Source organism: Pseudomonas sp. AC136, from assembly GCF_979258585.1.
Genome location: NZ_OZ409865.1, coordinates 4,481,020 through 4,506,074, shown reverse-complemented (window position 1 = coordinate 4,506,074; position 25,055 = coordinate 4,481,020). Strand labels below are relative to the sequence as shown.

Here is a 25,055-nt window from a genome sequence, read left to right as displayed (position 1 = left end):
GAGCAAACCGGGCCTTTCAAGGCATCTGGAATGCCCTTTCCAGGCCCGTCGCCAATGCCTTAACCGGTGTTGCGCAACCCCGCTGCAATACCTGCCACGCTGACCAGCAGTGCTTGCTCCAACGGGCTGTCTGCCTGGCGCTCGGACTGTCTAGAACGGGCCAGCAGCTCGGCCTGCAGAAGATGCAACGGGTCGAGGTAAGTGTTCCTTACAGTGAAGGCCGACAACGTCTGAGGACTGTGCGCCAACAGCTGCGACTGACCAGTCAGGGTCAGTACACAGGACCCCGCCTGCGACAATAGGTCGCGTAAATGCGCACCCAGCGGTCGCAGCTCGTCTGACACCAGACGTTCGTCGTACAAACCGGCAATGGCGGCGTCTGCTTTGGCCAGCACCATCTCCAGCATGTCGATGCGCGTGCGGAAGAACGGCCAACGCTCGCGCATCTCGGCCAGCAGCTCGCCCTCGCCCCGCTCCAGCGCGTTGCCCAGCGCCGCTTCCCAGCCCAGCCAGGCCGGCAGCATCAGGCGCGTTTGCGTCCAGGCGAATATCCACGGAATGGCGCGCAGGCTTTCCACCCCGCCTTCGCGCCGTTTCGCCGGCCGACTGCCCAGCGGCAACCGGCCCAACTCCTGCTCCGGCGTGGCTTGACGGAAATACTCAACGAACTGGGGATGCTCGCGCACCACGGCGCGGTAACCGGCGACGCCGTCCTCGGCCAACTTGCTCATCAAGTCGCGCCATGCAGGTTCCGGCACGGGTGGCGGTTGCACCGTGGCTTCCAGCACGGCGGCCAGGTACAGGTTGAGGTTTTGCTCGGCGATGTCGGGCAGACCGAACTTGAAGCGAATCATCTCGCCCTGCTCCGTGGTGCGGAACCGACCCGCCACCGAACCCGGGGGCTGCGACAGAATCGCCGCGTGGGCGGGACCGCCACCGCGCCCAACCGTGCCACCACGGCCGTGAAACAGCAGCAGTTCCACTTGATGCTCACGGCACACGTTCACCAACGCTTCCTGCGCGCGGTACTGCGCCCAGGCGGCGGCGGTGGTGCCGGCGTCTTTGGCCGAGTCGGAATAGCCGATCATCACTTCCTGCGGGCCATGCAAGCGTGAGCGATAGCCCGGCAGGCCAAGCAAGCGGTCAATGGCCGGGCCGGCGTTTTCTAGATCCGCCAGGGTTTCAAACAGTGGCACCACCCGGATCGGGCGTTGCAACCCGGCTTCTTTTAATAGGAGTTGCACCGCCAGCACATCCGAAGGCGCACCGGCCATGGAAATGACATACGAACCGAGCGAAGCCTGCGGCGCCTGGGCGACCACCTTGCAGGTGGCGAGCACTTCAGCGGTGTCGGCCGACGCCTGGTAATGAGCCGGCAACAAAGGCCGACGGTTGTTGAGTTCGCGCAGCAAAAACGCCACGCGGGTTTCTTCGTCCCAGTCTTGATAGCGGCCCAGGCCGAGGAAGTCGGTGATTTCGCTCATCGCCGAGGCGTGCCGAGTCGAGTCCTGGCGCACGTCCAAACGCACCAGAAACAAGCCAAACGTGGCAGCGTTGCGCAGGCAATCGAGGAGCGGGCCGTTGGCGATCACGCCCATGCCGCACTCATGCAGCGAGTGGTAGCAGCGCTCCAGCGGTTCCAGCAATTCGTTGTTGCTGTGCAGCACCGCTGCCGACGGCGCGAGGTCGCCATGGAGCGCCGCTTCGGCCCAGGCCCGCGTGGCTTTCAGGCGCTCGCGCAGTTGTTTGAGCAGCGCGCGATACGGTTCCGAGCTGTCGCCCACCAGCTCGCGCACGGCGGCGTTTGCCTGCTGCATCGACAGTTCGCCGGCCAGGTTATCGACGTCGCGCAGGTACAAATCCGCCGCCATCCAGCGCGCCAGCAGCAACACTTCGCGGGTGATGGGCGCGGTGACATTGGGGTTGCCGTCACGGTCGCCACCCATCCAGGAAGCGAAGCGAATCGGCGCAGCCGTCAGCGGCAAGCGCAGGCCGGTGGCGGCATACAGCGCGTCATCAGCGCCACGCAGGTATTTGGGCACGGCCTTCCATAGCGAATGCTCGATCACGGCGAAACCCCACTTGGCTTCGTCCACGGGGCTGGGTCGGGTTCGACGAATTTCCTCGGTGTGCCACGCTTCGGCGATCAGGCGGTGCAACCGCTGTTTGATCTGGTTGCGCTCGGCGGGCGAGAGGTCGCTGTGATCCTGCGCGGCCAGTTGCGCGGCGATGGCGTCGTACTTCTGGATCAGGGTGCGGCGCGACACTTCGGTCGGGTGCGCCGTCAGCACCAGCTCGATTTCCAGACGGCTCAGGTGGCGGGCCAATACCTCGGCGCTGTTGCCGTCCTGCTTCAAACGCTCCAGCAATTGCGGCAGCACCTCGGCTTCGAATCGCGGCGGTTCTTCCGGCCCCAAGCGGCGGACTTGGTGATATTGCTCGGCAATGTTGGCCAGGTTGAGGAACTGGTTAAACGCCCGCGCCACGGGCAGCAGCTCGTCTTCTTTCAAACTGTCGAGGGTGCTGGTCAGTTGCGCCGCGCCTTTCGCCGAGCCCTGGCGGGCCGCTTTCGCGCCTTTACGAATGCGCTCGATCTTGTCGACAAATCCCTCGCCCCGCTGGGCGCCAATGGTTTCGCCGAGCAGTTCACCGAGCAGGTGGACGTCCTCACGCAACCGCGCGTCGATTTCAGCCATTCGCACTTCTCCGCTGCCAATTCATTGTTGTTGATGCACGCATGGGCTTGAGCTTAACCCGCGCTGGCCACTTCGCGAGCAGCGTCGTGAATGCGCCATGGTCGTGCAAGGGTGCGACGAACGGCGCCGCTCGAATGCGCAGCGGTCTAGTCTCAACCCTGTAAGCCCGGCGCCCGCTGCTCGGCTGCTGGGTGCTCATTCTCGTCAGACACCTGAGGACGCTATGAAGATTCGCGAACTGGTTCGCCAATGGGAAAACGATGCCACCGGCCGCCTGACCCGCAGCCCTTACGAAGTACACCTCGACCTGGAAGCCGCCGCGCGTCTGGCCGCGCTGGCCGAGATGTATCCCAAACGCCAGCCGCACGAACTGCTCGGCGAACTGATTGGCGCCGCGCTTGAAGAACTCGAAGCCGGCCTGCCGTATGTAAAAGGTACCCATGTAGTCGCCACCGACGAGCAGGGCGACCCGCTCTACGAAGACGTCGGCCCCACGCCGCGCTTCTTAGAACTGTCGAAAAAACACCTGCACCTGCTGAGCGAGCAACTCGACAGCACCAACCACTAGCTACATTCGCCTTTACCAAGGCCCGCCGCAGCGATTTTCAGCGCCATGCCATTAAATTAATTGCATCGCTGCAAGCCCGCTGCGGCGGGCGTTTGCGCGTTTCGCTCCCACAAATAAGCACCGCTTATCGTCAATTATGTTGAACATTTTTCGCAGCCCTCCAGTCGTAACGAGTAAGCCAGCGCATCAGCCACTAGCCGCAAACTAGTCGCCATCGTCGGCTAACTAGCGCTACTAAGCATGCATCTGGAAGGCAAGTTGTCTTGAGTGAAGACATCTGTGGAGAAATACCAATGGAGCGGAATATCATGAAGACAAATCCTGCTGTCACCTCGAAATCTACTCTGCTGGCGGCCCTCGCTCTGGGCGGCAGCCTGCTGTTGACCGGCTGTGCCGGCAACCCACCGACCGAGCAGTTCGCCGTCACCAATACCGTGGTGAAAAGTGCGGCCGCAGCCGGCGGCGCCGAGTACGCACCGGTACAAATGAAAGCCGCGCAAGACAAGCTCACCCAAGCTGAGCAACTGCTGCGCGAAGACGAATACGAGCAAGCGCGCCTGTTGGCTGAACAAGCCGAGTGGGACGCCCGCGTAGCCGAACGCACTGCCCTGGCAACCAAGGCGCAGAAAATGCTGCAGGACTCGCAACAAGGCGTTCAGCAAATCCGTGAAGAAGGCGCTCGTACGCCGATCATCGTGCAGTAACGGGCCCCGCCCCTCGCATCGATCGCGCCCTCGCTTAGATAAGGACAATCCCCTATGAACAAGTTGATTTCTGTTTCTGCCCTGTCGGTTCTGAGCCTGGCATTGGTGGCCTGCGCCTCCAAGCCCAACCCGAACCTGGACCAAGCACACAGCAACTACTCGGCCCTGACCGCCCAGCCGCAATCGCAAACCCTGGCCGCGCTGGAAACCAAGGAAGCCGCCGACATGCTGGCCCGCGCCGACATCGCCTATGCCGATGGCAAGCCGCAAGCCCAGGTCGACCAGCTCGCCTACATCAGCAACCAGCGCGTAGAAGTCGCGCGCCAAACCCTGCTGCAAAAACAAGCTGAGCAACAACTGGCCAACGCCCCGGCCTTGCGCACCCAGGCGCAACTGGATGCGCGTAACAAACAAGTCGACACCCTGCTGCAACAGCTGCAATCCAAGCAGACCCCTCGCGGCACCGTGGTCACTCTGGGCGACGTACTGTTCCAGATCGACCGCGCCGAGCTGACACCGAACGGTCTGCGCAACGTGCAGCAGTTGGGTACTTATTTGCAGCAGAACCCGAACAGCCAGGTTGTAGTGGAAGGCTTCACTGACAACACCGGCACCACCGACCACAACCTGCGCCTGTCGCAAGCACGTGCCGACTCGGTGCGTAGCGCACTGGTGGCCATGGGCGTGTCGCCGACTCGCATTACCACCCACGGCTTCGGCAAGGATTATCCAGTGGCTACCAACGCCACAGCGGATTCGCGCACGCTGAACCGTCGCGTTGAAGTGACCATTGCCGATGGCAATGCACCGGTGGCACCGCGGGTTTTGTAAGGTAGGTCGCGATATGAAGACGCCCGCAGATGCGGGCGTTTTTTTTTGCAGATCAAAGAGCATCGCGGCTGAAGCCGCTCCCACAGATTTCACCGTCCTGTGGGAGCGGCTGGGCGGCATTTCGATAAGCCGCGATGCTCTTGGGCAAACCGCTCAGTGCCGCTTATGCACCCCCGGCACGTGTAAATGCCCCGCCTCGATACACGCCTCGCTCGCCACCGCAGGCGGCGCCGGCTGTTCCAACTCACGCAGGATGCCGCACGCCTCGCTATTGCCCACCACCTGGCAATGCGCGCGCAAATCCCGTAACTGATCCTGCAAAGCGCGCAGTTCGTTAATTCGCACTTCAACGTGGTGAATGTGTTCGTCGATCAAGCGATTGGCGGCGGCGCAATCCGCCTCGGGCGCGTCGCGCAACGCCAGCAGCTCACGGATTTCCTGCTGGGTCATGTCCAGCGAGCGGCAGTGACGGATAAACGCCAGGCGCTCGACGTGCACTTGCGTGTACTGCCGGTAGTTGCCTTCCGAGCGCGCCGGTTCAGGCAGCAGGCCCTCGCGTTCGTAGTAGCGGATGGTTTCCACGGGGCAGTCGGTCAGTCGTGCCAGTTCGCCAATTTTCATCTTGAGCTTCTCGCCTGTTGACTCTGTAGTAGCTACAGGGTGTGCAATCGCTTCCATAGCGTCAACTCGAGACGCGCCAACGGAGCGGACCATGAGCCACGATCACCACCACTGTTGCGACCATCATCACGAGACGGCGCCGGCGCCGGCCGTGGCGGTCAGCGGCGCGACCGGTGAATTGCGCTGGAGCAGCCTGCGCATCGACGCGATGGATTGCCCCACCGAAGAACGCCTGCTGCGCGATGCGCTCGGCAAAGTGAAGGAAGTGGAAGCGCTGGAATTCAACCTCATCCAACGCGTGCTGCGCGTGCATCACCGCTTTGCCGAGTTGCAACCGCTGCAGCAAATTATCGCCAGCCTCGGCATGACCGGCGAACCGGTAGACAGCGCCACGCCTGCACCCGCTGCCGCACAGAAACCCTGGTGGCCCCTGGCGGCAGCCGGTGTGGCGGCATTGGTGTCGGAAGTGCTGGAGTGGACCGGCGCCGGCCCGACCTGGCTGATCGCCGCTTTCGCGTTGGCCGCCATTGCCGGCGCCGGTCTGCCCACCTACCGCAAGGGCCTGATCGCCCTAAAAAACCGCAACCTCAATATCAACGCGCTGATGAGCATCGCCGTGACCGGCGCGCTGCTGATTGGCCAGTGGCCGGAAGCGGCGATGGTCAGCGTGCTGTTTGCGATTGCCGAGCTGATCGAAGCGAAATCGCTCGACCGTGCGCGTCGGGCGATCCGTGGGCTGCTCGACTTAACCCCTGCGCAGGCCACCGTGCAGGTCGACGGCCAATGGCGAGAGGTGCCAGTCGCTGAGGTCGAGCTGGGCAGCCAGGTGCGCGTGCGCCCAGGCGAACGCATTGCGCTGGACGGTGAGGTGCTGGCCGGACGTTCCAGCGTCAACCAGGCGCCGATCACCGGCGAAAGCATGCCCGTGGAGAAAGCACCGGACGACGTACTGTTCGCCGGCAGCATTAACGGCGAAGGCGAGCTGGAATACCGCACCACCCGCGCCGCCGACGACAGCACCCTGGCGCGCATCATTCACGCCGTTGAGGAAGCGCAAAGCTCGAAGGCGCCGACCCAGCGCTTCGTCGATCGTTTCTCGCGCATCTATACGCCCACCGTGTTCGCCATTGCCCTGCTCACCGCCGTGGTGCCGCCGCTGGTGCTGGACGGCGCCTGGCTGGACTGGATTTACAAAGCCCTGGTGCTGCTGGTGATCGCTTGCCCGTGTGCGCTGGTGATTTCCACGCCGGTGACGCTGGTAAGCGGCCTGGCAGCGGCGGCGCGCTCGGGCATTTTGGTCAAGGGCGGCGTATTCCTGGAAATGGGCCGGCAATTGGCCTGGGTGGCGCTGGATAAAACCGGCACGCTGACCCACGGTCGTCCGCAGCAAACCGATGTGGTGCTCTTGGGCGATCAACCTCACGCCCGGGCGATTGCCGCCAGCCTGGCCGCGCGTTCGGACCACCCGGTGTCGCAGGCGCTGGCCCGTGCGGCGGAGGCTGAGCAGATTGAGCGGGTGGCGGTTCAGGACGTGGTCGCCCTGCCCGGCCGGGGCGTGAAAGCAACGGTCGACGGCGCGCTGTATCACTTGGGCAATCACCGCCTGGTGGAAGAGCTGGGGCTGTGTTCAACCGACCTGGAAGCCCAACTGGACACCCTGGAGCGCCAAGGCAAAACCGCCATTGTGCTGCTCGACGGCAACGGTCCGCTGGCATTGTTTGCGGTGGCCGATGCGGTGCGCGAAACCAGTCGCGAAGCCGTCAGCGAGTTGCACAAGCTGGGCGTTAAAACCCTGATGCTCACCGGCGATAACCCGCATACGGCTGCTGCCATTGCCGCGCAAGTGGGTATCGATGAGGCGCAAGGCGATCTGCTGCCGGAAGAGAAGCTGGCGTTTATCCGCCAACGGCAGGAAGGCGGCCAGCGGGTCGGCATGGTCGGCGACGGCATCAACGACGCCCCGGCCCTGGCCCGCGCCGACATTGGTTTCGCCATGGGCGCAGCGGGCACTGACACCGCCATTGAAACAGCGGGCGTGGCGTTGATGGACGACGACTTGCGCAAGCTGCCCGTGTTTATCCGCCTGTCACGCCGCACCCATGCGGTGCTGATGCAGAACATTGCGCTGGCCCTGGGGATAAAGGTGGTGTTTCTCGGCCTGACGTTGGCGGGAATGGGCAGTCTGTGGATGGCGGTGTTTGCGGATATGGGGGCGAGTTTGCTGGTGGTGTTTAACGGGTTGCGGTTGTTGCGGGCGGGCAGAGTTTGATTCGACGCCGGGTAACGTACCAACACCGTCATTCCCGCGCAGGCGGCGGTCCGACGACTCGGAATCCAGCATGTTGGACGGGACGAAGATCGGAAGCAAAAAGCGGTTTCTGCCGGGTCCGAAAACTGCGGCCCATCCGAAACTCTGGATTCCCGCTTTCGCGGGAATGACGGTGCTAGACGGGGGCAGGCGGGGATTCAGAATGGAGGAAGGTGACAACCTGCGGAGTAAAAACCGGTTTCTCATGAGGCCAAGAACTGCGGTTCATCCGAAACTCTGGATTCCGAGTCGTCGGACCGCCGCTCCCGCGGAATGACAGATGATTTAGCAAAAACCCCCGTCATTCCCGCGCACGCGGGAATCCAGAATGTTGGACGGGACGAAGATCGGAAGCAAAAAAGCGGTTTCTGCTGGGTCCGAAAACAGCGGTCAATCCGAAACTCTGGATTCCGAATCGTCGGACCGCCGCCTGCGCGGGAATGACGGTGATTAGTTTGAAAGTGTCGCCCCAAACAAAAAGACATCGGTCTCGCAACCATAAAAAAACCCCTCCGAAGAGCGGCTTTTCATAACCCAGCCACCCAATTACTCCGTCTTCTGCGGCGTCTCCTGCCCAATACACCGCACGGCCTTCTTACGGTTATCCACCAACACACCGGTCAAACCCTTCTGCTCGGTATCAAACAACACCACCACGCCATCCACGCACTGCGCCACTTGCGCCGCCGGTTCCAGGGAGACTTTGTAGTCCTCGCCCGGCACAGTCTTGAGCATGGTGAATTCGGAGAGCAGCAAGGCGTCTTCGGGTTTGGCGATGTGCAGGTAGCCGTAGTACCAGAGCGCGGCCACGGTGCCGATGATGCTGCACACGCCGGTGATGATCAGGGGAATTGCATCGCGTTGTTCGCTCATTGCGCTGTCTCTGCTTTTGAATCGGAAGTCGGGGTGTTGGGCACTTCAGCCAGGCGCCGCAGGCCGGTAAAGCCGGTGGGGTCGCTGAGGAACATGAGCATTACTTGCCGCCATACGGGGTCTGCGAAGGTTTGCACATGGCCGCCACGCGTGGGCTGGAACACTCGCGGCGGGCGCGCAGCTTGATACAAGCTCACGCCGTTGGAAAGGGGCACGACCGTATCGTCGATGCTCTGGTAGATCAACAACGGCAGCTGCGGCAAATTGCCAATGGCGGCGAGCGCGCTGTCGCCGTCGGGCACCAGCCACGACAGCGGCACCTGCAGCGGCCAGGTCAGCCACGAGTTGCTCAGGGTCAGCTGAGCAATGTCGCGGTAGCTGGCTGGCACGCCATCCAGCACCAGGGCGCTCAGGCGTTTGGCTTGTTCGGGGTTTTCGCTAAGGTAACGCACCGCCAGCGCGCCACCGATGCTTTGCCCGAGCACGTACAGCGGCTGACCGTTGGTTTCAGGCGCGGCGTGCAGCCAGGCGAAGGCGGCATCGATGTCTTGGTAAACGCCTGGCAGATTCGGTTTGCCCTCGGAATTGCCGTAGCCCCGGTAATCGAGCAGCAGCACGTTGTAGCCCTGCTCCGGCAACCAGTAGCTGCCGCCCAAATGAGTGGCCACATTCCCGCCGTTACCGTGCAGGTGCAGCACCGTGCCTTTGAGCGCCACGCCTGGCTTCACCGGCAGCCACCAGGCATGCAGGCGCGTGCCGTCTGCGGCGGTGAGGGTGAGGTCGCGGTAGTCGAGTTTGGCCACCGTAGGGGTAAACGGCAGACCTTTTTGCGGGAAGAACAGCAGATTGCTGCAACCGCATAAGCTGACCAGCAGCAGACCAAGCATCAGCAGTCGTCGCATCAATCGCCTCCCCTACGCGTTTTATCCAAGCCTGTCTTTACAGAATGTTGGCGTAGTCGGCTTCGATGCGGTCCAGGCTCAGGTGGTTGAGGAAGTTGGAGAAACACATCCAGGCCGACAACGCGTTGAGGTCGCGAAATTGCGGAGGCAGGTATTTGGGCGGCACCACCAGGCCTTCGTCGACCAACTGGCGCAAGGTGCGCATGTCTTCCAGCGTGGCCTTGCCGCAGAACAGCAGCGGAATGGCTTCGAGCTTGCCTTTGCGCACGGCCAGCTGGATGTAGTTGTAGATCAGGATAAAACCCTTGAGGTACGACAAATCCTTGGTGAACGGCAACCCGTCTGGCGTTGAGCCCCGGAAGCTGCGGCTGGCGTTGGCGTAGCTCTGCTCCATGTCGAAGCCCTGGGCGCGGAAGAAGTCGAACACCTGAAGGAAGTCTGCGCCCTCCTCGGCCATGTGGATGGCGCGGGTGCGGTTGGTGAGTTTGCGCAAACGGCTCGGGTAAGAGGCGAAGGCGATCACTTCCATCAGAATGGCCAAGCCTTCCTGGGTCACCGTTGAAGAAGGCGGGCCTTTGGCGAGAAAGGTGCAGATCGGCTGGTTCAGGCCGTTCAATGTTGTGCCGACATGCACCAGCCCTTCGTGTACTTCCAGGGCGCGCACATCGCGTTCGTTGAACATGGCGTCAGCGCGAATCTTGATGTAATCGGCGCCAGCAGCGGCGTCGGCCAGAATGCCGTCCGACTCGAACACACGAATGGTGCTCTGTTCTTCACCAAACACGGTATTCAACCGGCCTTGCAGCAACTGCACGGCGTCTTTGGCGGTGAGGGTTTTCGGCTCGTCTTTGAGGTCGCCGCGGTCGTCGATCTTGTTCAGGTAATCGGAAAACATCAGGCCCAGGTCGGCCAGGGTCGGGTCGCCGGCGTGGAAGGCGTCGGAGGCGGAACCGTAAAGTTCTTGCGAGATCAGGCCGAAATCCGGGGTGCCGCGCGCTTCGAGCATGCGGATCACCATGCGGTATTCCTTGCACATGCGCCGCATGATCTGGCCCACCGGGTTGAACTGGCCGAGCTGGCGGGTGATGTCGCGCTCGATGTTCTGAAATTCCAGTTTCTTGGCACCGGAATCAAAACCCAGCGGGCGGCCGGCGTAGTAGTCGCGACCTACCTGCGGCATTTCCTTGCCTTTGCCCTTGAGGAACGCCTGGCGCACGTTGTCGTCCCACTTGACGGCGTCCAGCACGCGAATCGGCGTTTGCGCTTCCACCAGCCGGTCGGACAGCGCGCGAATGACTAATTGGTAGTTGTCGAGTGGGGTTTGGCTGTTCATCGGTCCCTCGCTTTTCAACATCAAGAGCATCGCGGCTGAAGCCGCTCCTACAGAATGCGGTTTGCTATTCGCCGGTGCGTTGGTAGCGCGCCACTTCGACGAACACGTCCGAGTTGGCTTGGTCGTCGAGGTAGGCAAACACCTTTTCCAGCGGGCTGGTGATGAGCACGCCGTCGCCTTCCGGGGTTTCTATCACATCGCCCTGCAATCCACCGACTTGCAGCTCTTGACTGACCCGGTCGATGTCGAGGTTATAGAGCAGCAGCTCGTTGTCTTTGGTCAGTTCAAAGCCGCCAATGGCGAAGTTCGCGCCCAGGGTTTTCGGCAGGCCCGCCGACAAGTACCAGCGACTGCCGTGGTGCGACACGGTGAAGCTGTATTCCTCGACGCTCTTGGCGTTGTCGGGGCTGTTGATATAGGTGCGGGCTTTGTAGACGTTGGAGCCGGAGCGGCTGATGTCCAGGTAGAGGGTGTCGCCGAATTCATTCTTGCGCGTCCACTCGCCGAGCAGCGGCATGGGCGCCGGCTCGTTGGCGGGGATGGGGTCTTTAAACGTCACCAGGCAGCCGCTGAGCAACAGGAACGACAAGGCCATCAGCACGCGCCAGACGTTTATCGATTTTTCCATCCGCAGCCCACTCCTTCTTACGTTTGCCATTACCACTGCCACTCCCCTGACTACAAAACGGCGCACCCTACTCCTGAAATGTGACAAGTGATGCGAACCGGGATTCGAGCAGCTCTACAGGCCAAGCACCAGATAAATGTAGCGTTTGAGCAGCGCCAGTTGCTCGGCGCTGTTCATGTTCGATGCGCCGTCGATCAAGCCCTGATATTCCATGCGTTCAACGATACCGGTAAGCACCTTGGCGTCTTCGGTTGGGTGCTGCGAACCCAATACTTCAAAGAAATGCGTCACGCCCTGCTGCAGAATTTGCCGGTGCGAGCGCACCAGTTCATGCAAGCGCGGGTTGAGCAAGGCTTCCTGCTGAAACGCGCGCTCGGCGAGCAGATGCGCCGGGCGCTCCATCACTTGGCGGTACACGTAATCGACCGCCATGGCGGCGATATAGTCGGCCAGCTCACGGCGCGACTCGGCGCTGCCATGCAGTTTTTCCACACGCGTGCGCAACAGCCCTTCAGCCCCTTCCCAAAACGCGGCCATGTCGGCAGCGCTGCGTTCTACGAACAACGCGAAGGTATCGGTGATGAGGTCGTTGATGTCTTTGAAGTAGTAGGTGGTGGCAGACAACGGTACGTCGGCCTCGGCGGCCACGGCGCGGTGCCGGACTGCCCGTACGCCTTCGCGAATGATGATGCGCATGGCGGCATCGAGAATGGCTTGACGGCGTTGTTCACTGCCCTGGCGGCTGGCCTTGCGGCCTTGGTACTGCACGCTTTCGGCAACGGCGCTGGCGACGTCTGCGGCTCTGTCTCGGGAAGGTTGGGTCACGACTGGGCTTACCTCTCGCATTGGTGAAATGCTCGCAATGGTGAAACTCTCGCCTTGGAGCACGCCTAGGCAGAATAAATCCCTTCCCCACTAAACCTTTCTAGCCGCTACCGCAGCAGGCCGAACGCATGGGCATGCGCTCGGCCGCATTGCTTACGCCTGAGGGCGCATGTGGGGGAACAGGATCACGTCGCGAATAGACGGCGCATCCGTCAACAACATCACCAAACGGTCGATACCAATGCCCTCGCCCGCCGTCGGCGGCATGCCGTACTCCAACGCGCGGACGAAATCGGCGTCGTAGTGCATGGCTTCGTCGTCGCCGGCGTCCTTGTCGGCCACCTGCGCCTGGAAGCGTTCGGCCTGGTCTTCGGCGTCGTTCAACTCCGAATAGGCGTTGGCGATTTCGCGGCCACCAATAAACAGCTCGAAACGGTCGGTCACGCTAGGGTCCTGATCATTGCGACGGGCCAGCGGCGAGACTTCGAACGGGTACTGGGTAATGAAGTGCGGTTGTTCGAGTTTGTGCTCGACCAGCTCTTCAAAAATCATCACCTGCAATTTGCCCAGACCTTCGAAGCCCAGCACCTTGGCGCCGGCCTTCTTGGCGATTTCACGCGCTTTGTCGATATCGGTGAGATCGGCAGCGGTCAGTTCCGGGTTGTACTTGAGGATCGAGTCGAACACCGACAGGCGCACAAACGGCTCGCCGAAGTGGAACACCTTGCCCTGGTACGGCACGTCGGTGCTGCCCAGCACCAGCTGCGCCAACTCGCGGAACAGTTCCTCGGTGAGGTCCATGTTGTCTTCGTAGTCGGCGTAGGCCTGGTAGAACTCGAGCATGGTGAACTCGGGGTTGTGCCGGGTCGAAACGCCTTCGTTACGGAAGTTGCGGTTGATCTCGAAGACACGCTCGAAACCGCCCACTACCAGGCGCTTGAGGTACAGCTCCGGCGCGATGCGCAGGTACATGCCCATGTCCAATGCGTTGTGGTGGGTTTCAAACGGCTTGGCCGCGGCGCCGCCCGGAATGGTTTGCAGCATCGGCGTTTCCACTTCGAGGAAGTCGCGCTTCATCAAAAAGCTGCGGATGTGGGCGATGACTTGCGAACGAACGCGGAAGGTCTGGCGGGTTTCTTCGTTAACGATCAGGTCAACGTAGCGCTGGCGATAACGGGTTTCGGTGTCGGTCAGGCCGTGGTGCTTGTCCGGCAGCGGACGCAGCGACTTGGTCAGCAGGCGCACGCTGGTCATCTCAACGTACAAGTCGCCTTTGCCGGAACGGGCCAGGGTGCCTTCGGCGGCGATGATGTCGCCCAGGTCCCAGGTTTTTACCTCTGCCAGTGTTTCTTCCGACAGGGTTTTGCGATTCACGTACACCTGAATGCGGCCGGACATGTCCTGGATAACCATGAACGCGCCACGGTTGAGCATGATGCGACCGGCAACTTTCACCGGGATAGCCGCTGCTTCCAGTTCTTCCTTGGTCTTGTCGGCGTACTGCTTTTGCAGGTCGTTGCAGTAATTGTCGCGACGGAAGTCATTGGGGAAGGCCTGACCTTTGCTGCGCGCAGCGGCGAGCTTTTCTTTGCGCAGGGCAATCAGGGAATTTTCTTCCTGTTGCAGCGCTTGCAGGTCGGGTTGCGGTTCGGCTTTGTGGTCGCTCATGTTTTTTCGGTATCCATTACAGGGTGCGGTACGCGCAGGTGTGGGAATTCGGCGGCTTATTGCATCACGGCCATCGCGGCTGAAGCCGCTCCCACACTGCGTCCGATTCAGTTACTCGGCGGTTTTAAAGCCCTTGCTTAAGGCTCGCGATCAGGTATTCGTCCAAATCGCCGTCCAGCACTTTGTCACAGTCGCTGCGTTCGATGCTGGTGCGCAGGTCTTTGATGCGCGAGGCGTCGAGTACATACGAGCGAATCTGGTGACCCCAGCCGATATCCGACTTGGTGTCTTCCAGCGCCTGGGACGCCGCGTTGCGTTTCTGCACTTCCTGCTCATACAAACGAGCACGGAGCATCTTCATCGCGGTGTCTTTGTTGGCGTGTTGGGAGCGCTCGTTCTGGCAGCTGACCACGGTGTTGGTCGGCACGTGGGTAATACGCACGGCCGAGTCGGTGGTGTTTACGTGCTGACCACCGGCACCGGATGAACGATAGGTGTCAATTCGCAGGTCTGCCGGGTTGATCTCGATTTCGATGTTGTCGTCGATTTCCGGCGACACAAACACCGCCGAGAACGAGGTATGGCGACGGTTACCCGAGTCGAATGGGCTTTTTCGTACAAGACGGTGAACGCCGATCTCGGTGCGCAGCCAACCAAACGCGTATTCGCCTTTGATATGCACGGTGGCACCTTTGATACCCGCCACTTCGCCGGCCGACAATTCCATGATGGTGGCGTCGAAGCCGCGCTTGTCGGCCCAGCGCAGGTACATGCGCAGCAAAATGTTGGCCCAGTCCTGGGCTTCAGTGCCGCCGGAACCGGCCTGGATATCGAGGTAAGCGTTATTGGCGTCCATTTCACCGCTGAACATGCGGCGGAATTCGAGCTTCTCCAGCGCTTCGCGCAGGCGCTCGACCTCGGCGGCCACGTCGTCGACGGCGCCTTGGTCTTCTTCCTCAGCTGCCATTTGCAGCAGATCGCGGGCATCGCTGAGGCCGCTGCTCATTTCGTCGAGGGTTTCGACGATCTGCGCCAACTGAGCACGTTCGCGGCCCAGATTCTGCGCATATTCGGGGTTGTTCCACACGGCCGGGTCTTCCAGCTCGCGGTTGACTTCCGTCAGACGATCACTCTTGTGATCGTAGTCAAAGATACCCCCGAATCGTTTCGGAACGTTCGGAGAGGTCCTTGATGCTGTTAAGGATCGGGTTGATTTCCATGGTGGGCAGCACTCGCAGGCGTTACTTTCGAAAAGCCGGCGAGTATACCCGAGTAGATATGCGGGTTGCAGCGGGAAATCGGGGGGATTGGCGTTTGCTTCGGCCCTCACCCCAACCCTCTCCCGCAAGCGGGAGAGGGAGCCGACCGAGCGTTCCTGAAAGGATGCCGGCGATTGGATTCCCCTCGCCCGCTTGCGGGAGAGGGGCTAGGGGTGAGGGGCTCTTGCCGTTAAACCGCCTGACGCACCTGATTCTCCAACTCCAGCTTCAACGACGGCTCAAGCTTCAACTGCTTGGCCAGTTCGTCCAGATATGCACGCTCCATAAAGTGCTCTTCATCCACCATCAACACGCTCGCCACATACATTTCCGCCGCCATTTCCGGCGTAGTGGCCACACGGGCGACATCGGCTGGGTCGAGGGGTTTGTTCAGTTCGAGGTCGAGCCAGGTTTTCAGCTCGGGATCGTTGGTCAGCTTGACGAATTCGCCTTCAATCAACTGCCGCTCACGGGCATCGACGTGGCCATCGGCTTTGGCCGCTGCCACCAGCGCTTTGAGAATGCCCTGGCTGTGCAGCTCGGCCTGCGACTCCGGCAGACGGTCAAGGGTTTGCGGTTCGGTGACGGCGCCGTTGGCCTGATTGGCCTGCCAGTTGCCGTAGGCTTTGTAGGCGATCACGCCCAGCGCGGCGAGGCCGCCGTAGGTCAGGGCTTTACCGCCCAGCTTGCGCGCGCTCTTGTTGCCCAGCAGCAGGCCCATGGCCCCGGCTGCCAACGCGCCGCCACCGGCACCGCCGAGCAAACTGCCGAGATTGGCGCTGTCCAGCAGCCCGCCAGCCTTACCGCCACTGTTGCCGGGCTTGGCGCCGCCGGTTTTGCTTTGCAGCAGATCCTGGCCGGACTTGAGCAGTTGATCGAGTAAGCCACGGGTGTTCATAACGCCTCCAGTCATTGAATAAACCGACCGGCAGACTAGAACCAAATGTGGGAAAAGCCTTACGCGAGAGTGTTTGCGGATGTTGCTTTTGGGGAGTGTGGCCATTGGCGACAATCCGTTTCAAAAGCCGCGAGCAGGCGTCCGACGGTCCGGAACTGCAGGGTTCGGGGATGTTCGTTCGACTCAAGACTCTGGATTCCGAATCGTCGGACCGCCGCCTTCGCGGGAATGACGGTGGTCGCAACAAAAACCTCCGTCATTCCCGCGCAGGCGGGAATCTAGTATGCCGCGCCGAACGTAGTTCCCTGAACGAGCCTGGATTCCGAATCGTCGGATCGCCGCCTTCGCGGGAATGACGGGGACTTGGGTTTGAGTGGCGGTCAAAGACGAACGCTGACCCGCACAGAGGCCACCGGACCAAGCCCTCCTACAACATCCCCACCTGATTACGCCCCGCATTCTTGGCCTGATACAGCGCCCTATCCGCGCTTTGTATCAGCAGCCGGTGCTCTTCGCCCTGCTGCGGCAGCATGGTCGCCAGGCCGATGCTGACGGTCAGCACCGAGCCGTCTTTGGGCGAGGTATGGGCGATGTTCAGCCCTTCCACGGCGCGTCGAATTTTCTCGGCCACCAGCCGCGCGCCGCCTGACGAGGTGCTCGGCAGCACCATGGCGAACTCTTCTCCGCCGTAACGGGCGGGCAGGTCCGAGGGCCGACTGCAGCCGCCGCGAATGGCGTCGGCGACCTGGTGCAAAGCTTCGTCGCCTTTGAGGTGACCGAAGCCGTCGTTAAAGGCTTTGAAGTAGTCGACGTCGATCATCAGCAGCGACAGCTGGCTTTGCTCGCGCATGGCGCGGCGCCATTCCATTTCCAGGTATTCGTCGAAGTGGCGACGGTTCGACAGGCCGGTCAGGCCGTCGGAGTTCATCAGCCGTTGCAGCACCAGGTTGGTTTCCATCAACTGCTGCTGGCTTTCGCGCAGGGCGCGGTGGGCGTCGTCGCGTTGCACTTGCATCTGGTAGGAACGTGAGTGATAGCGGATGCGGGCAATCAGTTCGATGGAGTCGGGCAGCTTCACCAGGTAATCGTTGGCGCCCGCGCCGAAGGCCGAGCTTTTCACCAGCCCGTCGTCTTTGGTCGACAGCACGATAATCGGGATATCGGCCGTCACCGGGTTGGCGCGGTAGGCGCGCACCAGCGACAGGCCATCCACGCCTGGCATAACCAGGTCCTGGATGATGACGGTGGGTTTTATCTGAATGGCCTGCGCCACGGCCTGATGAGGGTCCGAGCAGAAGTGAAAGCCGATGTTCGGCTCGTTTGCCAGGGCACGGCGGATGGCCTCGCCGATCATGGCTTGGTCATCTACCAGCAACACCATTACGGCGTTTTCGTCGTTAATCACTTCGGTACTACCCTCGATCAATCATTGTTGTTGTGGAACGAGAAACCCGTGACGCCTAGGCCCACAGCCGGCACAGCGTGGGCGCGATGGCGTCCAGTGAACAAATTTCCACCGCTGCATCAATGGCGGCCGCCGCCTTGGGCATGCCGTACACCGCCGAGCTTTGTTGGTCTTGCGCAATGGTATGGAACCCGCGCTCCCGCAGGAGTTTCAGGCCGTTGGCGCCGTCGCGCCCCATGCCGGTGAGCAGCACACCAATTGCCTCGCCTTGCCAATACTGCGCGACGCTTTCGAAAAACACATCTATGGACGGCCGGTAAATGTGCTCGCTCGGCTCCACCGTGTAGCTCAATGTGCCGTCCTTGAGCAGCCGCAGGTGATTATTGGTGCCCGCCAGCAACACCGTGCCCACCTGCGGTTGTTCGCCCGCCACGGCCAGGCGCACCGGCATAGTGGCGGCGCTGCACAGCCAATCCGCCATGCCCGCGGCAAACACTTCATCCACGTGCTGAACCAGCACCACGGCGGCGGGAAAATTCGCCGGCAGCGCTTTCAGCAGAATTTCCAGCGCAGCCGGCCCACCTGCCGAGGCGCCGATGGCCAGCAGCGCTTTGCGCTGTCGGTTCGGCGCCACGGCCGGGGCTTTGTCCGCAGGCTTCTTTTCGCGCTCGCCCAACAGCCAGCCGATGTTCTGAATCTTGCGCAGCAGCGGCGCGGCGGCTTCACGTAAATCGCCAACGCCCAGCGCCGGCGTGTCCACCACATCCACCGCGCCGTGGCCCATGGCCTCGAACACGCGGTTCATGCTCTGCTGCGAATTCACCGTCACCACCACCACGGCGCACGGCGTGTTGGCCATGATCAGCCGGGTGGCCTCGACGCCGTCCATCACCGGCATGATCAAATCCATCAGCACCACGTCGGGCCGTTGCTCGGCGCATTTGGCCACGGCTTCGGCGCCGTCGCCCGCCACCCAAATCACCTGATGCGCCGGCTCCAGCGCCAGCGCCCGGCGCAGCGCCTCCACGGCCAGTGGCATGTCGTTGACAATCCCTATCTTCACCTACGGCTCCCCAATCAAATCGACGACGGCTTCCAGCAGCGCTTCGTCATGGAAACTGGCTTTGGCCAGGTAGTAATCGGCGCCGGCATCCAGGCCACGGCGACGGTCTTCCTCTCGGTCTTTGTACGACACCACCATCACCGGCAACGACTGCAAACGGTTGTCGCGGCGAATCAGGGTGACCAGCTCGATGCCGTCCATGCGCGGCATGTCGATGTCGCTTACCAATAAATCGAAATGCTCGGAGCGCAGGGCGTTCCAACCGTCCATGCCGTCTACCGCCACGGCCACGTCATAGCCGCGTTGCAGCAGCAATTTGCGCTCCAGTTCGCGCACCGTGAGCGAGTCATCGACCACCAGAATGCGTTTGCGCGCAACCGCGCCGGCTTGCCGCGCGCCCCGGTCGATACGCTCCAAACGCCCGGTGCTGAGCAGTTTTTCCACCGAGCGCAGCATGTCTTCAACGTCGAGAATCAGCACCGGCGTGCCGTCGTCGAGCAAGGCGCCGGCTGAGATGTCTTGCACCTTACCCAACCGCGCATCAATGGGCAGCACCACCAGCGTGCGCTCGCCGACAAAACGCTCCACCGCCACGCCGTACACCGCATCGCGCTCACGAATCACCACCACGCGGATGTCGCCGGCCGAGGCCTCACCTTCCGGGCGTTGCAACAGTTGATGTGCGGCTACGAGGCCGACATGCCGGCCTTCGTGCCAAAAATGCTGACGGCCTTCGAGCTGCACGATGTCGGCCGGCGCCAGCTCCAGCATGCGGTCGATCTGCGCCAGCGGAAATGCATAGGCCTCACCGCCAATCATCACCACCAGACTGCGCACCACCGACAGCGTCAGCGGCACCTCCAAGTGGAACGTGGCGCCCTGCCCCGGCACCTGGCGCAGCTCAATGGCCCCGCGCAGCTGGCGCACCATGTGTTGCACCACATCCAGCCCCACGCCACGGCCAGACACCTCGGTCACCGTGTCGCGCATGCTGAAACCGGGCAGGAACAGAAAGCTCAGCAGCTCGTCTTCGCTCATCTGCGCGATGGTGTCGGCGGTCGATAGCTGCCGCTGGGCAATGGCGCGGCGCAGGCGATCCAGGTCGATACCGCCGCCGTCGTCGCTCAACTCCAGCACCAGCAAACCGGCCTGGTGACTGGCCCGAATGCGGATCACGCCTTCTGCCGGCTTGCCGGCTTGCGCCCGCGCCTCGGCGCTCTCGATGCCGTGGTCGACAGCGTTTCGCAGCAAGTGCACCAGCGGCGCTTCGAGCTTTTCCAGCACCTCGCGGTCGACCTGGGTTTTCTTGCCGACCACCTCCAGCCGCACCTGCTTGCCGAGCGAGCGGCCGAGGTCGCGGATCATCCGTTCCTGGCCACGCAGCAAGTCGTTGAATGGCCGCAGGCGGCAGGCCAGCGCCGTGTCGTAGAGCAACTGCGCACGCTGCTCCGACTGCCAGCTGAATTCGTCGAGGTCGCTGGCCTGCTGGGTCAGCAGTTGCTGGCATTCGTCCACCAGGCGCCGGGCGTCGGCCAGCAGCGCCAAGGTTTGCGGGTCGGTATCGGCCTCGTTCAATGCGTCGTGCACGCCATTGAGCGTGCGACTGGCGTTGGTTTGTAGGCGCTTCATGCGTTGCATCGAGGTGAGAAACGGCTTGAGCCGCTGCGACTCCACCAGCGACTTGCTGGACAAATCCAACAGCCGGTTCAGGCGCTCGGCCGTTACACGCAATACGCGCTCGCCACCGGCATCGGCCACTGGCGCTTCATCGACAACGGGCTCCGGCGACGCTGGCGCGGCAAGCGGTTCGGCCGGGGGCACGGCGGTTTCGACAAACGCCGGCTCCGGCGCCGCCACACGGCTTTCCTGCATGGCGATAAAACCGCCACGGCTCATGATGTCCATCTGCTCGACGAACTGCGCGACCTCCGCCGGGGTTACGCCGGAGTCGGGCTTGGCCACGCGCAGCAACAGATCGGTGCCTTTGAGCAACGCATCGATATGATCGGGCGTCAGGCGCAACTGGCCGTTCTGCGCGCTTACCAGGCAGTCTTCCATCACATGGGCAATGCCCACGCCGGCATCGACGCCGACAATACGCGCCGCGCCTTTGAGCGAATGCGCAGCGCGCATGCAGGCTTCCAGCTGCTCGGCGTGCGTAGGGTTGCGCTCCAGCGCCAGCAGGCCGGCGTTGAGCACTTGGGCCTGGGCCTCGGCTTCCAGCTGAAACAGCTCCAGCATCGAGGCGTCGCGCATCTGATCCGGGGTCATGTCAGGCTCCGCATCACGGCGTTCAGTAGAAGGTCTTCATCGAGCAGGCGCACGCTGCGTTGCTGCCACTGCAACACGCCACGGGTGAACTTCGCCGCCGCCACACCAGCGCCCGCCTGGCCGGCGCTTGCCTGATCCAACTGCTGCTCCGGGAAGGCGTGAATGCCCAGCACTTCATCCACCGGCGCCACCACGTTGCCGCCCTGCGCCGCCAGAATCAGCAAGCGCGGCACCACGCGGCCGGCGGCTTTGGCCGGGGCCGCATCCAGGCCCAGCAACTCGCTGAGCGACACACACGGCACCAGCGCGCCGCGCACATTGGCCACGCCTAACAGCGCACGCGAGCGCTGATGGGGCAACGAATGAATCGGCGCCAGCGGCGACACTTCCACCAACGTGCGGGTGGCCAGGGCCAGCCATTCTTCGCCGAGACGAAACACAATCATGGAGCGCGTTATTTGCTCGCTGAGGTCGTCGGTGTGTTCGTACAGCGCCACGTGTTCCTGGCTCAGGCTGTAGCGATCAAGCAGGCGCGTGGCAGCCGCGCCGTAGACTTCACAGTTGCGGCAGTGCACATGTTCGATCAGTTTCGGGCAGCTCTTGTCGCCGCGCACGCCGATGCGGTTCCAGCAGTCGTCCACCGCGTATTCGCTGCGGTGCAGGCTCACGTCAGTCATGGCAATTACTCATGTCGGCCGGCTCCCCGTTGCGCCCGCCCCTGCAAGCGCTCGGCACCGGCCTTGTCGCCCTGCGCCGCGAGCAGCGCCGCCAGTTGCGCCAGGGCGGCCGGGTGGTGCGGTTGCAGGTACAAGGCCTTGCGGTAGAAACCCTGGGCGCCGGGCATGTCGCGCTCCACTTCGCAAAGCAGCCCCAGCCAATAAAACACTTCGGCCGAGGGGCCGTGGCTGGCCAGAAACCCATCGGCCAGGCGCCGCGCCTCCTGGCTGCGCCCCTGATTGGCCAGCGCAGCGATTTGCCCCAGTTGCTCCGCAGACGAATCCACCGCCGGCGCGTTGGCCACCACCGGTTTGGCAGGCAAGCGCGCCACCGGACGCGGCGCAGGCACCGGCGGCAACGCGCGACGGGGTGGCGGCGCAGGCATGCGCGGCACATCGGCCGCCAGCGGCTGGCGGCGAAACGCGAACGACAGCGCAATGCCCAGCGACTGCATGCCCACGCGGGTAAACAGGCCGGCTTCGGCCGGGCCGATAAACAGCACGCCGTCGTCGCGGGTCAGGCGCTTGAGCACCTCCAGCACCTGCTCCTGGGTCGGCACATCGAAATAAATCAGCAGATTGCGGCAGAACACCATGTCATACGGCAGCTCTGCGGCCAGCAGACCGGGCTCAAGCAGATTGCCGGCCTGAAAACGCACCTGTTTGCGCACCTGCGGACTGATCACATAACCATTGCCCTCGGCGCTGAAGTAGCGATTGCGAAAGCCCAGGGTGTCGCCGCGAAACGAATTGCGCCCGTACCGGCCGGCCACTGCGCGCTCGATGGACAAGGGGCTGATGTCCAGCGCGTCGACCGTGAACGAGGCGGCGGGCAGGTTGGCGTCGAGCAGGCACATGGCGATGGAATACGGCTCCTCGCCGGTTGAGCACGGCAGGCTCAGCAGCCGCAACGGCCGCGCGCCGGCCAATTCGCCGATGCGCCGGGTGGCCAGACGGGCCAGGGTGGCGAACGACTCGGGATAACGAAAAAACCACGTCTCGGGCACGATCACCGCTTCAATCAGCGCCTGCAATTCGGCATCCGACTGATTCAACGCGCGCCAGTAGTTTTCAACATCGCGCCCTGGCACAGCGGCCATGCAGCGCTGCACCGCGCGCTCGACCACCGACTCGCCCACCGTGATGGCGTCCAGGCCGATGCGTTCTTTCAGCAGTTGCTCGAAACGCGGGTCAATGCTCATGGCGTGCCGGTTTCCAGGCTCAAGCCGGCGGGCGGAAACAACAGCGCCTGCGCACTTTCAGGCAGCAACTGCTCGATCTGAATGCGCTGCACTAGGCCGTCGCGGGTTTCCAGTACCGGGCCTAAATATGGGGAGTCGGGGCTGAGCAAACCGTAATCGCGGAATGCCTCGGCGTCGCAGCGCAAGGTGTCGCTGGCTTGTTCCAGCACCAGACCGAGCGGGGTTTGGCGGCCGTCGCTGGTGCGGTAGTCGACCAGCACCGTGCGCGTGCTGGTGCGTGCTGGCGCAGGCGTGCCGAGGCTCAGGTGGCAAAGGTCGAGCACCGGCACCAGCGCGCCGCGAAAGGCGAACACGCCGGCCACCCAAGCCGGAGCGCCCGGAATGCTTTTAACCGGCACGCGGGGCAGCACCGCCACCACCTCGCGGGCAGCCAGCGCATAGCGTTCGCCGCCTAGCGAAAACAATAAATACAGCGGCGCCTTTTGAAGCGGCGCCGGCTGCGAGTGGCTGCTCATGGCGGCCTTAAACCTTGAAGCTCGACACGCCGCTACGCAGGCTGCCGGCCACCTGATTCAGCTCTTCGATGGCGAAGCTGGCCTGGCGCAGCGACTCCACGGTTTGCCCCGTGGCCTCGCCCAGTTGCGTGAGCGCCTGGGTAATCTGCTCGGCGCCGGTGGCCTGGGCTTGCATGCCCTCGTTGAGCACCACCACGCGCGGCGCCAGCGCCTGAACCTGGTCGATGGTTTGCGACAACTGCTCGCCCACCTCCTGCACCTCGCTCATGCCACGGCGCACCTGCTCGGAGAATTTATCCATGCCCATTACGCCGGCCGAGACCGCCGATTGAATCTCGCGCACCATCTGCTCGATGTCGTACGTGGCCACGGCCGTTTGGTCGGCCAAGCGCCGGACTTCGGTCGCCACCACCGAGAACCCACGCCCGTACTCGCCAGCCTTTTCCGCCTCGATGGCGGCGTTGAGCGAAAGCAGATTGGTCTGATCGGCCACTTTGACGATGGTGGTCACCACCTGATTAATGTTGCTGGCCTTCTCATTGAGAATGCCCAGCTTGGCGTTTACCAGCTCGGCGGCGCCCATTACCTGGCGCATGGTGTCTTCCATACGCTGCAGACCCACTTGCCCGGCCCCGGCCAGCGCCGATGCTTGCTCGGCGGAATAGGAAACCTCGCCCATGGTGCGCACCAGATCGCGCGAGGTAGCGGCAATCTCCCGCGAGGTGGCGCCAATTTGCGTAGTGGTGGCGGCGGTTTCGGTAGCCGTGGCCTGTTGCTGTTTGGAGGTGGCGGCAATTTCCGTGACCGACGTGGTGACCTGCACCGCCGAACGCTGCGCCTGGGACACCAGCGTGGTGATGTCATCGACCATGGCGTTGAAGCCGCCCTGCACCGCGCCGAATTCGTCGGCGCGCACATTGTTGAAACGCGTAGTGAGGTTGCCGGTGCGCATCACCGTGAGAATCTGCGCCAAGTTATTCAGCGGGCCCATGATGGCGCGCATCAAAACGAAACCGCTGATCAACGCCACGGCAATCACCAGCAACAGCGACAACACCAGGCTGATCTTCGCGCCGGCCGCCTGGGCGGTAATGGAGGTGGTGGCCACGTCGGCGCGGTCTTTATTGAACTGCACCATTTGCAGCAATTGCTCGCGGCCTTCAGCCCAGACCGGGTGCAGGCGCTCATTGAGAATTTTGCGTGCTTGCAGCGGCTGGCCTTGCTGGAAAGTGCCGAGCACCTCGGCGAGCGCCTTATTGAATTCGTCGCGGTTCTTCAGGAAGGAATCGAGGTGTGCTTTGTCTTCAACCTCAACAATGGACCGGCGGTATTCGGCTACGCGGGCCATGAGTTTTTCGTCGTTGCTGGTGAACTCGGCCAGCACGGCCGGGCTGATTACCTGCTCATCGGACAAACCCACCACTTGTTGCGCCAACAGGAAACTGTCGACCCAGGAGCTGCGAATGTAGGAGCTGAAATACACGCCGGGCATGGAATCTTCGGCCACGCTTTTGGCGCTGGTTTCGATGGTAACCAGCCGCGAATAGGCCACCACGACCATCAGAATAATGATCGCGATGATCACCGCGAAACTCGCCAGAATGCGCTGACGCAGGGTCCAGTTCTTCACTCGTAACTCCCCTAATGAACGGTGCCCGCGCACGGCTCAAGCTGACGGCGGCAGGTGGCGCGCCAATGCCAGCGACTGTAAGACGCGTCCTACACCGGCGCAAGCTGAAAGCGTAGCAGCGCGTAGGCAGATCAACGAC

General features: G+C 62.5%; 21 protein-coding genes. 4 read left to right on the top strand and 17 right to left on the bottom strand.

Translation table 11 applies throughout. The features are described from left to right. Positions 1-59: 59 nt before the first annotated feature. Positions 60-2,696, bottom strand: a complete 2,637-nt coding sequence (gene ppc, locus ACZZZU_RS20125; RefSeq protein ID WP_463551618.1) for a phosphoenolpyruvate carboxylase — start codon at positions 2,694-2,696, stop codon at positions 60-62. Between the two features lie 223 nt (positions 2,697-2,919). Between ppc and ACZZZU_RS20120 the strand changes: the two genes are divergently transcribed. The 3 genes from ACZZZU_RS20120 to ACZZZU_RS20110 all read left to right on the top strand — a co-directional run bounded on the left by ACZZZU_RS20120 (position 2,920) and on the right by ACZZZU_RS20110 (position 4,799). Then, on the top strand, positions 2,920-3,264 hold the full coding sequence (locus ACZZZU_RS20120; protein ID WP_463381909.1) for a pilin assembly protein: 345 nt from the start codon (positions 2,920-2,922) through the stop codon (positions 3,262-3,264). A 293-nt stretch (positions 3,265-3,557) separates the two neighbouring features. Then, positions 3,558-3,968, top strand: a complete 411-nt coding sequence (locus ACZZZU_RS20115) for a DUF4398 domain-containing protein (RefSeq protein ID WP_463551617.1) — start codon at positions 3,558-3,560, stop codon at positions 3,966-3,968. A 54-nt stretch (positions 3,969-4,022) separates the two neighbouring features. Next, positions 4,023-4,799, top strand: a complete 777-nt coding sequence (locus ACZZZU_RS20110) for an OmpA family protein (protein WP_463551616.1) — start codon at positions 4,023-4,025, stop codon at positions 4,797-4,799. A 153-nt stretch (positions 4,800-4,952) separates the two neighbouring features. On the opposite strand, the gene cadR is transcribed toward ACZZZU_RS20110, so the two are convergent. Beyond that, positions 4,953-5,420 (bottom strand): Cd(II)/Pb(II)-responsive transcriptional regulator, encoded by a 468-nt coding sequence (gene cadR, locus ACZZZU_RS20105; protein ID WP_463381906.1) that lies wholly within the window; start codon positions 5,418-5,420, stop codon positions 4,953-4,955. A gap of 91 nt (positions 5,421-5,511) precedes the next feature. On the opposite strand from cadR, the gene ACZZZU_RS20100 reads away from it, so the two are divergent. Next, positions 5,512-7,689, top strand: coding sequence for a heavy metal translocating P-type ATPase (locus ACZZZU_RS20100; protein WP_463551615.1), 2,178 nt, complete (start codon positions 5,512-5,514; stop codon positions 7,687-7,689). A gap of 585 nt (positions 7,690-8,274) precedes the next feature. Here the strand turns inward: ACZZZU_RS20100 and ACZZZU_RS20095 are convergent. From ACZZZU_RS20095 to ACZZZU_RS20025, 15 genes are all read right to left on the bottom strand, one after another. Next, positions 8,275-8,601, bottom strand: a complete 327-nt coding sequence (locus ACZZZU_RS20095) for a hypothetical protein (RefSeq protein ID WP_122492730.1) — start codon at positions 8,599-8,601, stop codon at positions 8,275-8,277. Beyond that, the gene (locus tag ACZZZU_RS20090; RefSeq protein WP_463551614.1) at positions 8,598-9,503 is read right to left on the bottom strand and encodes an alpha/beta hydrolase; all 906 of its coding nucleotides are present in this window, start codon (positions 9,501-9,503) and stop codon (positions 8,598-8,600) included. Before ACZZZU_RS20090 ends, ACZZZU_RS20095 begins: the two co-directional genes overlap by 4 nt. A gap of 37 nt (positions 9,504-9,540) precedes the next feature. After that, positions 9,541-10,836 carry a flavohemoglobin expression-modulating QEGLA motif protein gene (locus ACZZZU_RS20085; RefSeq protein ID WP_122493123.1) on the bottom strand — a complete coding sequence of 432 codons (1,296 nt, stop codon included), beginning with the start codon at positions 10,834-10,836 and terminating at the stop codon, positions 9,541-9,543. Positions 10,837-10,900: 64 nt separating this feature from the next. Beyond that, positions 10,901-11,452, bottom strand: coding sequence for a hypothetical protein (locus ACZZZU_RS20080; protein ID WP_122493124.1), 552 nt, complete (start codon positions 11,450-11,452; stop codon positions 10,901-10,903). 126 nt (positions 11,453-11,578) lie between these two features. Beyond that, positions 11,579-12,310: a TetR/AcrR family transcriptional regulator gene (locus tag ACZZZU_RS20075; RefSeq protein ID WP_463381903.1), complete on the bottom strand. Its 732-nt coding sequence runs from the start codon at positions 12,308-12,310 to the stop codon at positions 11,579-11,581. Positions 12,311-12,442: 132 nt separating this feature from the next. Beyond that, a complete protein-coding gene (lysS, locus tag ACZZZU_RS20070) occupies positions 12,443-13,957 on the bottom strand; it encodes a lysine--tRNA ligase (RefSeq protein WP_463381902.1) in 1,515 nt (504 codons plus the stop codon). A gap of 124 nt (positions 13,958-14,081) precedes the next feature. After that, positions 14,082-15,177, bottom strand: a protein-coding gene (gene prfB, locus ACZZZU_RS20065; protein ID WP_122451979.1) for a peptide chain release factor 2 whose coding sequence is annotated in 2 segments (ribosomal slippage) — positions 14,082-15,104 and positions 15,106-15,177 — 1,095 coding nt in all. Because the reading frame shifts where the segments join, the coding sequence is not laid out codon by codon here. 229 nt (positions 15,178-15,406) lie between these two features. Continuing rightward, on the bottom strand, positions 15,407-16,114 hold the full coding sequence (locus ACZZZU_RS20060) for a tellurite resistance TerB family protein (protein ID WP_122492733.1): 708 nt from the start codon (positions 16,112-16,114) through the stop codon (positions 15,407-15,409). Positions 16,115-16,541: 427 nt separating this feature from the next. After that, positions 16,542-17,495: a diguanylate cyclase domain-containing protein gene (locus ACZZZU_RS20055; protein ID WP_463384649.1), complete on the bottom strand. Its 954-nt coding sequence runs from the start codon at positions 17,493-17,495 to the stop codon at positions 16,542-16,544. 79 nt (positions 17,496-17,574) lie between these two features. Then, positions 17,575-18,582, bottom strand: a complete 1,008-nt coding sequence (cheB, locus tag ACZZZU_RS20050) for a chemotaxis-specific protein-glutamate methyltransferase CheB (RefSeq protein ID WP_463551613.1) — start codon at positions 18,580-18,582, stop codon at positions 17,575-17,577. Further along, on the bottom strand, positions 18,583-20,853 hold the full coding sequence (locus tag ACZZZU_RS20045; RefSeq protein WP_463551612.1) for a response regulator: 2,271 nt from the start codon (positions 20,851-20,853) through the stop codon (positions 18,583-18,585). Then, positions 20,850-21,530, bottom strand: coding sequence for a chemotaxis protein CheW (locus ACZZZU_RS20040; protein ID WP_122492736.1), 681 nt, complete (start codon positions 21,528-21,530; stop codon positions 20,850-20,852). The genes ACZZZU_RS20045 and ACZZZU_RS20040 overlap by 4 nt, the downstream gene beginning before the upstream one ends. A 5-nt stretch (positions 21,531-21,535) precedes the next feature. Next, the gene (locus ACZZZU_RS20035) at positions 21,536-22,771 is read right to left on the bottom strand and encodes a CheR family methyltransferase (protein WP_463381899.1); all 1,236 of its coding nucleotides are present in this window, start codon (positions 22,769-22,771) and stop codon (positions 21,536-21,538) included. Further along, on the bottom strand, positions 22,768-23,286 hold the full coding sequence (locus tag ACZZZU_RS20030) for a chemotaxis protein CheW (protein WP_122492738.1): 519 nt from the start codon (positions 23,284-23,286) through the stop codon (positions 22,768-22,770). Before ACZZZU_RS20030 ends, ACZZZU_RS20035 begins: the two co-directional genes overlap by 4 nt. A 7-nt stretch (positions 23,287-23,293) precedes the next feature. Then, on the bottom strand, positions 23,294-24,916 hold the full coding sequence (locus tag ACZZZU_RS20025; protein WP_122492739.1) for a HAMP domain-containing methyl-accepting chemotaxis protein: 1,623 nt from the start codon (positions 24,914-24,916) through the stop codon (positions 23,294-23,296). Positions 24,917-25,055 lie beyond the last annotated feature (139 nt).